The organism is Pseudomonas putida, assembly GCF_028682475.1.
Taxonomy (GTDB): Bacteria; Pseudomonadota; Gammaproteobacteria; order Pseudomonadales; family Pseudomonadaceae; genus Aquipseudomonas; species Aquipseudomonas putida_AG.
In genome coordinates this window covers 1-14,244 of the sequence record NZ_JANHLE010000054.1, presented here as the reverse complement: position 1 = coordinate 14,244, position 14,244 = coordinate 1, and the positions used below count along the sequence as shown (strand labels likewise).

Genomic DNA, 14,244 nt, shown 5'->3' with positions numbered 1-14,244 from the left:
AAAACAGCCCTGTTCCTCAAAGTTGGAAAGCTTCTTGCAGAGGCAGCGCTGCGCGCGTCAGAAACGCGTCAAAGTTTTGCTTGAGCTAGACGAGGAATACCGGTGGACCGCTCTCAGTTAATCAGCAATGCCCGTAACAACCTGGCCGGGTTAGGCCGGGGGAATCTGGGTGTGCCGCTGTTGCTGCTGGTTATGCTGGCAATGATGATGTTGCCGATCCCGCCGTTTTTGCTCGACGTGTTCTTCACCTTCAACATCGCCTTGTCGATCGTGGTCCTGCTGGTCTGCGTCTACGCCCTGCGCCCCCTCGATTTCGCTGCGTTTCCGACCATCCTGCTGGTCGCAACCTTGCTGCGCCTGGCCCTGAACGTGGCCTCCACGCGGGTGGTGATGCTCCATGGCCAAGACGGTCATGACGCCGCCGGTAAAGTGATCCAGGCCTTCGGTGAGGTGGTGATCGGCGGCAACTACGTGGTCGGTATCGTGGTGTTCGCGATTCTGATGATCATCAACTTCGTGGTGGTAACCAAGGGTGCCGGGCGTATTTCCGAGGTGAGCGCACGTTTCACCCTCGATGCAATGCCGGGCAAGCAGATGGCCATCGACGCCGACCTCAACGCCGGGCTGATCGATCAGGCCCAGGCCAAGGCGCGGCGCTCTGAAGTGGCCCAGGAGGCCGAGTTCTACGGGTCGATGGACGGTGCCAGCAAGTTCGTGCGTGGCGACGCCATCGCCGGCCTGCTGATCCTCTTCATCAACCTGATCGGCGGCATGCTGGTCGGTATGTTCCAGCACGGCATGACCTTCGGCGATGCCGGTAAAGTCTATGCCTTGCTGACCATCGGTGACGGTTTGGTGGCGCAATTGCCATCACTGCTGTTGTCCACCGCTGCAGCCATCATGGTGACCCGTGCCTCCGGTTCCGAAGACATGGGTAACCAGATCAACCGCCAGATGTTCACTTCGCCGAAGGCGCTGGGGGTATCGGCGGGGATCATGGTCGTCATGGGCCTGGTGCCGGGCATGCCGCACTTCGCCTTCCTGAGTCTGGGCCTGGTGGCTGCTGGTGGTGCCTATTGGCTGTGGCGCAAGCAGAACCTGGTCAAGCTCAAAGCCCAGGAAGAAGTTCAGCGCCAGCAGGACCTGTTGCCCTCGCCGCAGCGCGCCATGGAAACCAAGGAGCTGGGCTGGGACGACGTCACGCCGATCGACATGATCGGCCTGGAAGTCGGCTATCGGCTGATTCCCCTGGTTGACCGCAATCAGGGTGGGCAGCTGCTGGCGCGGATCAAGGGAGTGCGCAAGAAGCTCTCCCAGGACCTGGGCTTTCTCATGCCCACGGTGCATATCCGCGACAACCTCGACCTGGCGCCCAGCGCCTATCGCCTGACCCTGATGGGGGTGATTCTGGCCGAAGCCGAGATCTATCCCGATCGCGAGCTGGCCATCAACCCCGGGCAGGTCTTCGGTACCCTTAACGGTATCGCCGCCCGCGACCCGGCGTTCGGCCTGGAAGCGGTGTGGATCGACGTCAATCAGCGCAGCCAGGCGCAATCGCTGGGCTACACCGTGGTGGATGCCAGCACCGTGGTGGCGACCCACCTGAACCAGATTCTGCACAAGCACTGCCACGAACTGATCGGTCACGAGGAAGTCCAACAACTGCTGCAGGTGTTGGCCAAGGCCTCGCCCAAGCTTGCCGAAGAGTTGGTGCCGGGCGTCATTTCGTTGTCGGGGCTGCTCAAGGTCCTGCAGGCGTTGCTTGCCGAGCAGGTGCCGGTGCGTGATATCCGCAGCATTGCCGAGGCGATCGCCAACAATGCGGTCAAGAGTCAAGATACCGCCGCGCTGGTGGCGGTGGTGCGCGTCGGATTGTGTCGCGCTATCGTGCAAAGCATTGTCGGCGTTGAGTCCGAGCTGCCTGTGATCACCCTTGAACCAAGGTTGGAACAGATTTTGCTCAATAGTCTGCAAAGGGCCGGGCAAGGTCAGGAAGACGGTGTTCTTCTTGAGCCGAGCATGGCTGAAAAGCTTCAGCGTTCGTTGATCGAGGCTGCCCAGCGTCAAGAGATGCAAGGGCAACCGGCGATCCTGCTGGTCGCAGGACCGGTACGGGCGATGCTGTCGCGCTTCGGTCGCCTGGCTGTACCGAATTTGCATGTTTTGGCGTATCAGGAAATACCTGACAACAAGCAAGTTACCATCGTTGCCACAGTAGGCCCCAACGGCTGAGGTAGTGGGTTATGCAAGTTAAGCGTTTTTTCGCCGCCGATATGCGTCAGGCCATGAAGCTGGTTCGCGATGAGCTGGGGGCTGATGCCGCCATCATCGGCAACCGACGGATTGCTGGCGGTGTCGAGCTGACGGCTGCGCTGGACTACAAGCTGTCCGCCCTGGCGCCACGGGTTCCGAATGTCGAGCTCGAAGATGAACTGCGCAAGACCCAGTCGCGCATCGTCACCGCCCAGGCCGAGCTCAGTAGCCGCAGCGAAAGCGAAGACGGCAACCGCCAGCTGTTTGCCGGCTTGCCGCTGACCGCCTCCGAGCCGCTGGTCGAGACGCCTGTGGAAGCGCCGGCCGCAGCGGTGGCCGCGGCTCCCGCGCCGGTTGACCCGCGCCTGTTCGATGCCATGCGCTCGGAGCTTAGCGGGCTGCGCGAGCTGCTCGAGGTTCAGCTCGGCTCGCTGGCCTGGAGTCAGTTGCAGGGTAATCAGCCGCAGCAGGCCAACCTCTGGCGTCGCCTGCAGCGCATCGGCCTGTCCGGGCCGCTGGCGCATGAACTGCTGGCGCAGATCGCCGGCATCGAAGAGCCTCGCCATGCCTGGCGCATGCTGCTCGCGCACCTGGCGCGGCGTATCGATGTGCCGGAAGTCGAACCGATCGAAGAGGGCGGGGTGATCGCCATGGTCGGACCGGCGGGCATGGGCAAGACCACCACCCTGGCCAAGCTGGCAGCGCGTTATGTGCTCAAGTACGGCGCGCAGAACCTGGCGCTGGTGAGCATGGACAGTTTCCGCATCGGCGCTCAAGAGCAGCTCAAGACCCTGGGGCGGATCCTCAATGTCTCGGTCACTCACGTCGATCCCGGCCAGTCCCTGGCCCAGGCGCTGGAGCCGTTGCTGCGCAAGCGCGTGGTGCTGATCGATACCGCAGGCTTGCAAGCCAGTGATCCGGCCCTGCGCATGCAGCTGGAAACCTTGGCGGGACGCGGAATTGCGTCTAAAAATTATCTGGTGCTGGCGACGACCAGCCAGAAACAGGTGCTCACTGCCGCCTATCACAGCTACAAACGCTGCGGGCTGGCCGGCTGCATCCTGACCAAGCTTGATGAAACGGCCAGCCTCGGCGAAGTCCTGAGCCTGGCCATCAGTCACGAATTGCCAGTGGCCTATCTTACCGATGGGCCGCGCATTCCTGACGATCTGCACCTGCCGCGCCGCCACCAGTTGGTCAGCCGCGCGGTGAGTGTGCAGATGCAGGACGAGCCCAGCGAAGAGGCCATGGCCGATATGTTCGCTGATCTCTACCACAGCCCCGGCAAGCGTGTTGGCTGAGGTGATTGTGAAGACGTTGCAAAGTATCTGCATTGATGGACTGCCAGGCATTTTTCAGGTGTTGAAAGCGCAGCCGGTCATGTGGCCTCGGTCTAAGCAAGACAAGGTAATGAACAAACATGGGTAGCATGCATCCCGTACAGGTGATCGCCGTGACTGGCGGCAAAGGTGGCGTCGGCAAGACCAATGTGTCGGTGAACCTGTCATTGGCGCTGGCAGAGCTTGGCCGTCGGGTCATGCTGCTGGATGCCGACCTGGGCCTGGCCAACGTCGACGTATTGCTCGGCCTGACGCCCAAGCGCACCCTGGCCGATGTGATCGAGGGTCGCTGCGAGCTGCGCGATGTGCTGCTGCAGGGGCCGGGTGGCGTGCGCATTGTGCCCGCCGCTTCCGGCACGCAGAGCATGGTGCACCTGGCACCTGCCCAGCATGCAGGTCTGATTCAGGCCTTCAGCGAGATCGGCGACAACCTCGATGTGCTGGTAATCGATACCGCTGCCGGTATTGGTGACTCGGTAGTCAGTTTCGTCCGCGCCGCCCAAGAGGTGCTGCTGGTGGTGTGCGACGAGCCGACCTCGATCACCGACGCCTACGCGCTGATCAAGCTGCTCAACCGCGATTACGGCATGAATCGTTTCCGCGTTCTGGCCAACATGGCGCAGAGCCCGCAGGAAGGGCGCAACCTGTTCGCCAAGTTGACCAAGGTCACTGATCGCTTCCTCGACGTCGCCCTACAATACGTCGGCGCGGTGCCTTACGACGAATGTGTGCGCAAGGCGGTGCAAAAGCAGCGAGCGGTGTATGAAGCCTTTCCGCGTTCCAAGTGCGCGCTGGCATTCAAAGCCATTGCCCAGAAAGTCGACACCTGGCCGCTGCCTGCCAACCCGCGTGGTCACCTGGAGTTTTTTGTCGAGCGCCTGGTGCAGCCGACGAGTGCGGGACCTGTGCTATGAACGCCAGCGGATACCGGATGTACAGCAACGCGTCTCGCGATGGCCAGTACGAGCTGATCGAGCGCTACGCGCCGTTGGTCAAGCGTATCGCCTATCACTTGCTGGCGCGTTTGCCGGCCAGTGTCCAGGTCGAGGATCTGATCCAGGCCGGGATGATCGGCCTGCTCGAAGTCAGTAACAAGTATGACGCGAGCAAGGGCGCCAGTTTCGAGACGTACGCCGGTATCCGCATCCGTGGGGCAATGCTTGACGAAGTACGTAAAGGGGACTGGGCACCGCGTTCGGTCCACCGTAATACCCGCATGGTCAGTGACGCGATTCGTGCAATTGAAGCAAAAACCGGTCGCGACGCTAAAGATCACGAGGTTGCTGCCGAACTTCAATTGAGTCTCGATGATTACTACGGGATTTTGAATGACACCCTGGGCAGCCGCCTGTTCAGTTTCGACGACCTGTTACAGGACGGCGAACATGAAGGCCTGCACGAGGATGGCGCCAGTGCCCAGCTCGAGCCTTCGCGCGATCTGGAGGACGAGCGTTTTCAGGCAGCCCTGGCCGATGCCATCGCCAACCTGCCTGAACGCGAGCGTCTGGTCCTGGCGCTGTACTACGACGAAGAGCTGAACCTCAAGGAAATCGGTGAGGTCCTGGGTGTCAGCGAGTCGCGCGTCAGCCAGTTGCACAGCCAGTGCGCGGCGCGTTTGCGTGGTCGCCTGGGGGAATGGCGGGCGCGTTGAACGCAGGTTCAATGCAGTCGCGAAATGTAGTGCCCGAATTGATTGAATGCGCGTTCAGCGCTGAGCGCGTTAAAGACTGCTTGGAGGTCTAATTGAACAAAGACATGAAAATCCTCATCGTCGACGACTTTTCGACGATGCGGCGGATCATCAAGAACCTGCTGCGTGACCTGGGCTTCACCAATACCCAGGAAGCTGACGACGGCAACACCGCGTTGCCGATGCTCGAAAGCGGTCATTTCGATTTTCTCGTGACCGACTGGAACATGCCGGGCATGTCCGGTATCGACCTGCTGCGCAAAGTGCGTGCCGACGAACGTCTCAAGCACCTGCCGGTGCTGATGGTGACTGCCGAAGCCAAGCGCGAGCAGATCATCGAAGCGGCCCAGGCCGGCGTCAATGGCTATGTGGTCAAGCCGTTCACTGCCCAGGTGCTGAAAGAAAAGATCGAGAAGATCTTCGAGCGCGTCAACAGCTAAGACACGCCACGGGGGCGCTATGGAGCAAACACATTCATCGTTGGACGGCTTCGAGTCGACACTGAAGAAGCATGCCCACGAACTGGTCGACAGTCTCGAGCGGGGCAAATTCGGCGACGCGGTGCAACTGATCCATCAGCTGAACCAGACCCGTGACCGTGGCCTGTACCAGGAAGTCGGCAAGCTTACGCGTGAGCTGCACAGTGCGATCGTCAGTTTCCAGATCGATCCGCAAATGCCGCAGGCCGAGGAAGTCTCGCAGATCACCGATGCGACCGAGCGCCTGTCCTATGTGGTCAAGCTGACCGAGGGCGCGGCGAACCGGACCATGGATCTGGTCGAGGAGAGCACCCCGGTCCTCCACGAGCTCAGTGACGAAGCCCGCGACCTGCGCGCCGACTGGCAGCGCTTCTTGCGCCGTGAAGTGGCCGCGCCGGAGTTTCGCGAGCTGATGCACCGCATCGACCGCTTCCTGGAGCGCAGCGAGGAAGGCAGCCGCAAGGTCGCCGGCCACCTCAACGACATTCTGCTGGCTCAGGACTATCAGGACCTGACCGGTCAGGTGATCAAACGTGTCACGGCACTGGTCACCGAAGTAGAAAGCAATCTGCTCAAGCTCGTGCTGATGGCCAGTCAAGTCGACCGTTTTGCCGGTATCGAACATGACCACCAGCAGCTACGTGCTGAAAAAGATCAAGAAAAACATCCGACTCGGGGTGAAGGTCCGCAGATTCATGCCGATAAACGTGAAGACGTTGTGTCCGGTCAGGACGATGTCGACGATCTGCTGTCCAGTCTGGGTTTTTAGGGAGCACGTTTAATGAGCTTCGGCGCCGATGAAGAAATCCTTCAGGATTTTCTGGTAGAAGCCGGCGAGATTCTTGAGCAACTGTCCGAGCAACTGGTCGAGCTGGAAAGCCGTCCGGATGATGCCGATCTGCTCAATGCGATCTTTCGCGGTTTTCACACTGTAAAAGGGGGCGCCGGCTTCCTCCAGCTCAACGAGCTGGTGGAGTGCTGCCACATCGCCGAAAACGTTTTCGACATCCTGCGCAAGGGTGAACGACGCGTCGATGCCGAGCTGATGGACGTGGTCCTGGAAGCCCTGGACACGGTCAACAGCATGTTCGGCCAGGTCCGTGAGCGCAGCGATATCACCCCGGCCACGCCTGAGCTGCTGGCGGCGCTGTCGCGTCTGGCTGAACCTGCCGGTGACGAGCCGGTCGCCGCACCTGAGCCGGTGCTGGAACAGGCGCCAGAAGCGCCCGCCGAAGCGGACATTACCGATACCGAATTCGAACAGCTGCTCGACTCGCTCAATGCAGTCAAGGCCGAGGCCGAAGCCCAGGTGCCAGCGCCGGCTGCTGCCAGCGACGAAATTACCGATGCCGAATTCGAGTCGTTGCTCGATCAGTTGCACGGCAAGGGCCAGTTTGCGCCCGACAGCGTCAGCGCACCGGCGCCGGTGGCGCAATCGACCCAGAGCAGCAGCGACGAAATCACCGATGATGAGTTCGAAGCGTTGCTGGACCAGTTGCATGGTAAAGGCAGCTTCGCCGTCGATGCTTTGCCGGGTGCGGTAGCGCCCGCTCCAGAGCCGGCCGCTGCGGCGTCGGGCGATCATATCTCCGAGCATGAGTTCGAAGCCTTGCTCGATGAGCTGCACGGCAAGGGCAAGTTTGCCCCGGACAGCGTTGCAACTACCGCTGCGCCCGCTGCTGCGGTTGCCGCCAAGCCTGCCGCAGCGCCAGCGCCTGCTGTCGCCAAACCAGCCCCCGCTGCCGCTGCTCCGGCCAAAGCCGCAGCACCCGCCCCGGCGCGCCAAACCGCGCCCGCTGGCGACAAGGCCGCCAGCGAGACGGAAACCACCGTGCGGGTCGATACCGCGCGCCTGGACGAGATCATGAACATGGTCGGCGAACTGGTGCTGGTGCGTAACCGCCTGGTACGCCTGGGCCTGAACAGCGGCGATGAAGCCATGTCCAAGGCGGTGTCGAACCTCGACGTGGTCACCGCCGATCTGCAGACCGCGGTGATGAAGACCCGCATGCAGCCGATCAAAAAGGTCTTCGGGCGCTTCCCGCGCCTGGTTCGTGACCTGGCCCGGCAGTTGAAGAAAGAGATCAACCTGGAGCTGGTCGGGGAAGAAACCGACCTCGACAAGAACCTCGTCGAGGCCTTGGCCGACCCGTTGGTGCACTTGGTGCGCAACGCCGTCGACCACGGCATCGAAACCCCGGAAGAGCGCGAAGAAGCGGGCAAGTCCCGCGGCGGCAAAGTGGTGCTGTCGGCCGAGCAGGAAGGCGATCACATCCTGTTGTCGATCTCCGATGACGGCAAGGGCATGGACGCCAACGTCCTGCGTGCCATTGCGGTCAAGCGCGGGGTGATGGACAAGGATGCCGCCGACCGCCTGAGCGACACCGAATGCTACAACCTGATTTTCGCCCCGGGTTTCTCGACCAAGACCGAGATCTCTGATGTATCTGGGCGTGGCGTGGGCATGGACGTGGTGAAAACCAAGATCTCCCAGCTCAACGGCTCGATCAATATCTACTCGACCAAGGGCCTGGGTTCGAAGATCGTCATCAAGGTGCCGCTGACCCTGGCGATCATGCCGACCCTGATGGTGATGCTTGGCAATCAGGCGTTCGCCTTCCCGCTGGTCAACGTCAACGAGATTTTCCACCTGGACCTGTCGCGCACCAACGTGGTCGACGGCCAGGAGGTGGTCATCGTGCGCGACAAAGCCTTGCCGCTGTTCTACCTCAAGCGCTGGCTGGTCAGTTCTGCCGCTCATGAAGAGCAACGCGAAGGGCACGTGGTGATCCTTTCTGTGGGCACCCAGCGGATCGGCTTTGTCGTCGATCAGTTGGTCGGCCAGGAAGAAGTGGTCATCAAACCGCTGGGCAAGATGCTCCAGGGCACGCCGGGCATGTCGGGCGCCACCATTACCGGTGACGGGCGCATCGCGCTGATCCTCGACGTTCCGAGCATGCTCAAGCGTTACGCCGCCCGGCGTATTTGATTCCGGTGGCGCGGCCCGCACGCCGCGCCCCCTAATGGAGTGTTTATGGCAGTCAAGGTCCTGGTGGTGGATGATTCCGGTTTCTTCCGCCGCCGAGTCTCGGAAATTCTTTCAGCGGACCCGACAATCCAGGTCGTCGGTACCGCGACCAACGGCAAGGAAGCGATCGACCAGGCACTGTCGCTCAAGCCCGATGTCATCACCATGGACTACGAAATGCCCATGATGGATGGCATCACCGCTGTACGTCACATCATGCAGCGCTGTCCGACCCCGGTGTTGATGTTCTCCTCGCTGACCCACGAAGGCGCGCGGGTGACCCTCGATGCCCTGGATGCCGGTGCCGTCGACTATCTGCCGAAAAACTTCGAAGACATCTCGCGCAACCCGGAGAAGGTCAAGCAACTGTTGTGTGAAAAGGTCCATACCATTTCCCGCAGTAACCGCCGTTCAATCAGCTATGCCAGCCCTGCACCTACGCAACCGGTTACGCATTCGCAGCCAAGCGTCAGTGGCCTGGGCAGCACTGCGCAGCCGCGTGCGGCAGCACCGGTGCGTGCGGCGGCATCTGCTGCCTCGCCGGCACCCAAGCGTAAGCCGTACAAGCTGGTGGCCATTGGCACCTCCACCGGTGGCCCGGTGGCGCTGCAGCGGGTTTTGACCCAACTGCCAGCCAATTTCCCGGCGCCGATCGTATTGATTCAGCATATGCCCGCAGCGTTCACCAAGGCATTTGCCGAGCGTCTCGACAAGCTGTGCAAGATCAGCGTCAAGGAAGCCGAAGACGGCGACATGCTGCGTCCCGGCCTGGCCCTGCTGGCCCCGGGGGGCAAGCAGATGATGATCGACGGCCGCGGTGCGGTGAAGATCCTGCCGGGCGACGAGCGCCTGAACTACAAGCCGTGTGTGGACATCACCTTCGGCTCGGCGGCCAAATCCTACGGCGACAAGGTGCTGTCGGTGGTCCTCACCGGCATGGGCGCCGATGGCCGTGAAGGGGCACGCCTGCTCAAGCAGGGCGGCAGCACGGTGTGGGCCCAGGATGAAGCCAGCTGCGTGATCTATGGCATGCCCATGGCCATCGTCAAGGCCAACCTGGCCGACGCGGTCTATAGCCTGGACGAGATCGGCAAGCACCTGGTCGAGGCGTGCGTCTGATGGATGTCTTGAGCCTTATCGGGATCATCCTGGCGTTCGTCGCGATTGTCGGTGGCAATTACCTCGAGGGTGGTCACCTCTCGGCGCTGATCAATGGCCCGGCGGCCTTGATCGTGCTCGGCGGTACCTTGGCTGCGGCGCTGCTGCAGTCACCCATGAGTGCCTTCAAGCGGGCGTTGCAGATCGTGCGCTGGATTCTTTTCCCGCCACGTATCGACCTGGCTGGCGGTATCGACCGGGTGGTCAACTGGAGCATGACCGCCCGCAAGGAAGGCCTGCTGGGCCTGGAAGGCGTAGCCGATGCCGAGCCCGATCCCTACGCACGCAAGGGCCTGCAATTGTTGGTAGACGGTGCTGAACCCGAAGCCATCCGCAGCATCCTTGAAGTGGACTTCTACACCCAGGAAAGCCGCGACATCCAGGCGGCCAAGGTGTTCGAGTGCATGGGCGGCTATGCGCCGACCATCGGTATCATCGGCGCGGTCATGGGCCTGATTCATGTCATGGGTAACCTCGCCGACCCTTCGCAACTGGGCAATGGTATTGCCGTCGCCTTCGTCGCCACCATCTACGGTGTGGCGAGTGCCAACCTGATCCTGCTGCCGATTGCCAACAAGCTCAAGGCGCTGGCCATGCGCCAGTCGCGCTACCGGGAAATGCTCCTGGAAGGCCTGCTGTCGATTGCCGAGGGCGAAAACCCGCGCTCGATCGAGCTGAAGCTTCAGGGCTTCATGGAGTAATACATGGCGCGCCGTCGACAACCTGAGGAACACGAAAACCACGAACGCTGGCTGGTGTCCTACGCGGACTTCATCACCTTGCTGTTCGCCTTTTTCGTGGTCATGTACTCGATTTCCTCGATCAACGAGGGCAAGTACAAGATCCTCTCCCAGGCCTTGATCGGGGTGTTCAACGATCCCGAAAAGAGCATGCGCCCGATCCCCATCGGTGATGAGCGGCCGCTGACCGTGAAACCGGCCGAGCCGCTGATCAAGGACAGTGACCAGGTCGATGCCGGTCTTGCGCAAACCAGCAGTGATCCGCTGAAGACCATCACCGATGACGTGCGCGACGCCTTTGGCGATTTGATCAAATCCGACCAGATGACCGTGCGCGGTAACGAACTGTGGGTCGAGATCGAGCTCAACTCCTCGCTGCTGTTTGGCAGTGGCGACGCGATGCCCAGCGATGTCGCGTTCAACATCATCGAAAAGGTGGCGAAAATCCTCAAGCCGTTCGCCAACCCGGTGCATGTCGAAGGCTTCACCGATGATTTGCCGATCCGCACCGCGCAATACCCGACCAACTGGGAGCTGTCCTCGGCACGCGCCGCCAGCATTGTCCGCCTGCTGGCCACGGAAGGCGTCAACCCGGCGCGCATGGCCTCGGTCGGCTACGGCGAGTTCCAGCCGATTGCCAGCAACGACAGCGCCGCAGGCCGCGCGCGCAACCGTCGGGTGGTGCTGGTGATTTCCCGCAATCTCGAAGTACGCCGCAGCCTGACCGGTACTGGCAGCGCCAACGCCACACCGGATGCGGCAATGAAGCGGGCTGGCACACAAACTGCACCGCCAGCGCTATCACCGACGGTGGGGGGCAATCGCGTCAATCCTCCGTCACCGACCCTATAACCGTTCCCGGCCGGGCAGATTGCCGTACCGGGAGGAAGCAACGCATGAGAGTCTGGGCAGTAGCCAATCAAAAAGGTGGTGTCGGAAAGACCACCACGTCCATCGCCCTGGCCGGCTTGCTGGCCGAGGCGGGCAAGCGCGTGGTCGTCGTCGACCTCGACCCCCACGGGTCGATGACCAGCTACTTCGGCCACAACCCGGATGCGCTGGAGCACAGCTGCTACGACTTGTTCCTGCACAAGGGGACGGTTCCCGAAGGCTTGCCCGGGCAATTGCTGCTGCCGACCAGTGACGAAAAAATATCCCTGCTGCCTTCCAGCACCGCGCTCGCGGTGCTCGAGCGCCAGTCGCCGGGCCAAAGCGGCCTGGGCCTGGTGATCGCCAAGTCTCTGGCGCAGCTGTGGCAGGATTTCGACTACGCCATCATCGACAGCCCGCCCTTGCTTGGCGTGCTGATGGTCAACGCGCTGGCGGCCAGCCAGCAACTGGTGATCCCGGTACAAACCGAATACCTGGCGGTCAAGGGCCTGGAGCGCATGGTCAGCACCCTGGCGATGGTCAACCGTTCGCGCAAGCAGGCCTTGCCCTACCACATCGTGCCGACCCTGTTCGACCGCCGCACCCAGGCCTCCATGGGCACCTTGCGGGTGCTGCGCGACGCCTACCCCGAGAACATCTGGCAAGGCTACATCCCGGTCGATACCCGCCTGCGTGATGCCAGCCGGGCCGGTCTGACGCCGTCGCAATTCGATGGCAAGAGCCGCGGGGTGGTGGCCTACCGGGCGCTGCTCAAGCACCTGCTGACGCACAACATCGCCCAGCAGGTGGCCTGATGAATCGCCCGCAACAGCTTGCTACCGGCCCGCAACTGGCGTTGCAGTCGTACCTTGACGGTTTGCTGCATGAGGCCACTGAAGTGCTTGAGCTGGCCGAACCATCGATTGAGATCGATGAGTTTCAGGCAGCGGTGCTTGAGGAGCAGGCACGTGATGCCCAGGTTGCACGGCTGCACAAGCCGGCCGTAGCCCCGGTAGCGCCTTTGCCTTTCGCCGAGCCTGCGCCGGTGGTGCTCCCGGCGGTCATGCCGGTTGTGGCGCCCGAGCCCGAGCCCGAACCGGTCAATGTCGAAGTCGCCGCCGACTTGCCTGCACCGGTCGAGCCTCTGGTGGAAGTCCACCTGCCTCCTGCGCCCAACCAGCCGGTACCGCCGGCCACGGTTGACGGCCGCCCGGCCTGGGCTGCCGAGCCGTTCGAATGCCTGTTGTTCGACGTCGCCGGGCTGACCCTGGCGGTGCCACTGGTGTGCCTGGGCTCGATCTATTCGCTGGCAGGTCACGAGCTGACGCCGCTGTTCGGCCAGCCCGACTGGTTCCTGGGCATTCTGCCGAGCCAGAGTGGCAACCTGAAGGTGCTGGATACGGCGCGTTGGGTCATGCCCGACCGCTACCGCGAAGACTTTCGCCAGGGCCTGCAGTATGTGATTTCGGTGCAGGGCTATGAATGGGGCCTGGCGGTGCATCAGGTCAGCCGCTCGCTGCGCCTGGACCCCAACGAGATCAAATGGCGCAGTCAGCGCGGTCAACGCCCGTGGTTGGCCGGTACCGTTATCGAACACATGTGCGCGTTGCTCGACGTTGCCGAACTGGCCGAGTTGATCGCCAGCGGCGCAGTCAAGCAACTGCACGCCAAGCCTAATTAATCGGTCGCGCCTGCGACCGCACTGAGCACTGCGCCGAAGGCGTATTTTGAGGGATAGGGGAATGAAAAAGTCGTCTGCACAAGGTTCCGAAGATCCGATCCTGCAGTGGGTAACCTTCAAGCTGGACAACGAGTCCTACGGCATCAATGTGATGCAGGTGCAGGAAGTCCTGCGTTACACCGAGATCGCCCCGGTCCCGGGTGCCCCGAGCTATGTGCTGGGCATCATCAACCTGCGTGGCAACGTGGTCACCGTGATCGATACCCGTCAGCGCTTCGGCCTGATGTCGAGTGAAATCACTGATAACAGCCGTATCGTTATCATCGAGGCCGACAAGCAAGTGGTCGGTATCCTGGTCGACAGCGTCGCTGAAGTGGTTTACCTGCGCCAGTCGGAAATCGAAACTGCGCCGAATGTTGGTAACGAAGAGTCGGCCAAGTTCATCCAGGGCGTGTGCAACAAGAACAACGAACTGCTGATCCTGGTCGAGCTGGACAAGATGATGACCGAGGAAGAGTGGTCCGAGCTGGAGAACATCTGAGTTGATCTTAGAGGTTGCAGTCATATTTCTGGCGTTGCTCTGGGCGCTGAGCCTGTGGTTTTTCCTCAACTACAGCAAGCGCCAGCGCGAGCTGGCTGTCCAGCAGGCCCAGGGGGATGCGCTGCGCGATCAGCGCATCAAGGACTTGGCCAAACGCCTGGACGACTACCAGAACGGCAGCGTGCGCATGGGCGAAGCCCTGCACGAATTGCGCGCGACTGTGGCGCCCTTGCCCGACAAGCTCCTGCAGCTGGAGCAGCGCGACCCCAACAGCCTGTCGTTCGCCCAGGCGGCGCGGCTGGTGGGGATGGGTGCCAGCGTTGACGAACTCACCCAGTCCTGCGGCCTGACCCAGGCTGAGGCGGAGCTGATGAGCAAGGTGCATCGCAGTTGACCCGGTGCGCGGGACTGTAGGAGCGGGCTTGCCCCGGTACAAACCGGGGACATCCTTTACATTTCAAACC

General features: G+C 61.9%; 13 protein-coding genes and 2 pseudogenes. All 15 read left to right on the top strand.

All coding sequences use genetic code 11. The features are described 5' to 3' along the window. The first annotated feature begins 102 nt into the window (after positions 1–102). Positions 103–2,232 (top strand): flagellar biosynthesis protein FlhA, encoded by a 2,130-nt coding sequence (gene flhA, locus NPS47_RS24755; protein ID WP_274297357.1) that lies wholly within the window; start codon positions 103–105, stop codon positions 2,230–2,232. Between the two features lie 11 nt (positions 2,233–2,243). Continuing rightward, complete coding sequence (gene flhF / locus NPS47_RS24750; protein ID WP_274297356.1) at positions 2,244–3,554, top strand: flagellar biosynthesis protein FlhF; 1,311 nt, start codon at positions 2,244–2,246, stop codon at positions 3,552–3,554. A gap of 119 nt (positions 3,555–3,673) precedes the next feature. Further along, positions 3,674–4,507 carry a flagellar synthesis regulator FleN gene (gene fleN, locus NPS47_RS24745; protein ID WP_038613333.1) on the top strand — a complete coding sequence of 278 codons (834 nt, stop codon included), beginning with the start codon at positions 3,674–3,676 and terminating at the stop codon, positions 4,505–4,507. Then, positions 4,504–5,244, top strand: coding sequence for an RNA polymerase sigma factor FliA (fliA, locus tag NPS47_RS24740; protein ID WP_038613331.1), 741 nt, complete (start codon positions 4,504–4,506; stop codon positions 5,242–5,244). The genes fleN and fliA overlap by 4 nt, the downstream gene beginning before the upstream one ends. Before the next feature lie 104 nt (positions 5,245–5,348). Beyond that, positions 5,349–5,723, top strand: coding sequence for a chemotaxis response regulator CheY (locus NPS47_RS24735; RefSeq protein WP_036990294.1), 375 nt, complete (start codon positions 5,349–5,351; stop codon positions 5,721–5,723). 19 nt (positions 5,724–5,742) lie between these two features. Next, positions 5,743–6,531 (top strand): protein phosphatase CheZ, encoded by a 789-nt coding sequence (locus tag NPS47_RS24730; RefSeq protein ID WP_157193484.1) that lies wholly within the window; start codon positions 5,743–5,745, stop codon positions 6,529–6,531. A 12-nt stretch (positions 6,532–6,543) separates the two neighbouring features. Next, on the top strand, positions 6,544–8,751 hold the full coding sequence (locus NPS47_RS24725; protein ID WP_274297355.1) for a chemotaxis protein CheA: 2,208 nt from the start codon (positions 6,544–6,546) through the stop codon (positions 8,749–8,751). Between the two features lie 45 nt (positions 8,752–8,796). Then, the gene (locus NPS47_RS24720; protein ID WP_274297354.1) at positions 8,797–9,909 is read left to right on the top strand and encodes a protein-glutamate methylesterase/protein-glutamine glutaminase; all 1,113 of its coding nucleotides are present in this window, start codon (positions 8,797–8,799) and stop codon (positions 9,907–9,909) included. Continuing rightward, positions 9,909–10,649: a flagellar motor protein gene (locus NPS47_RS24715; RefSeq protein WP_038613323.1), complete on the top strand. Its 741-nt coding sequence runs from the start codon at positions 9,909–9,911 to the stop codon at positions 10,647–10,649. Before NPS47_RS24720 ends, NPS47_RS24715 begins: the two co-directional genes overlap by 1 nt. Positions 10,650–10,652: 3 nt before the next feature. Further along, on the top strand, positions 10,653–11,540 hold the full coding sequence (gene motD, locus NPS47_RS24710) for a flagellar motor protein MotD (protein ID WP_274297353.1): 888 nt from the start codon (positions 10,653–10,655) through the stop codon (positions 11,538–11,540). Between the two features lie 44 nt (positions 11,541–11,584). After that, complete coding sequence (locus NPS47_RS24705; protein WP_157193480.1) at positions 11,585–12,373, top strand: ParA family protein; 789 nt, start codon at positions 11,585–11,587, stop codon at positions 12,371–12,373. After that, positions 12,373–12,592: pseudogene (locus tag NPS47_RS25920) on the top strand (chemotaxis protein CheW); the annotation flags it as partial. The gene NPS47_RS24705 and the pseudogene NPS47_RS25920, both read left to right, overlap by 1 nt. 146 nt (positions 12,593–12,738) lie before the next feature. Further along, a pseudogene (locus NPS47_RS25915) lies at positions 12,739–13,239 on the top strand (CheW domain-containing protein); the annotation flags it as partial. A 61-nt stretch (positions 13,240–13,300) separates the two neighbouring features. Next, positions 13,301–13,780, top strand: coding sequence for a chemotaxis protein CheW (locus NPS47_RS24695; RefSeq protein WP_028945467.1), 480 nt, complete (start codon positions 13,301–13,303; stop codon positions 13,778–13,780). Position 13,781: 1 nt separating this feature from the next. After that, positions 13,782–14,174 carry a DUF2802 domain-containing protein gene (locus NPS47_RS24690; protein ID WP_274297351.1) on the top strand — a complete coding sequence of 131 codons (393 nt, stop codon included), beginning with the start codon at positions 13,782–13,784 and terminating at the stop codon, positions 14,172–14,174. The last annotated feature ends 70 nt before the right edge of the window (positions 14,175–14,244 follow it).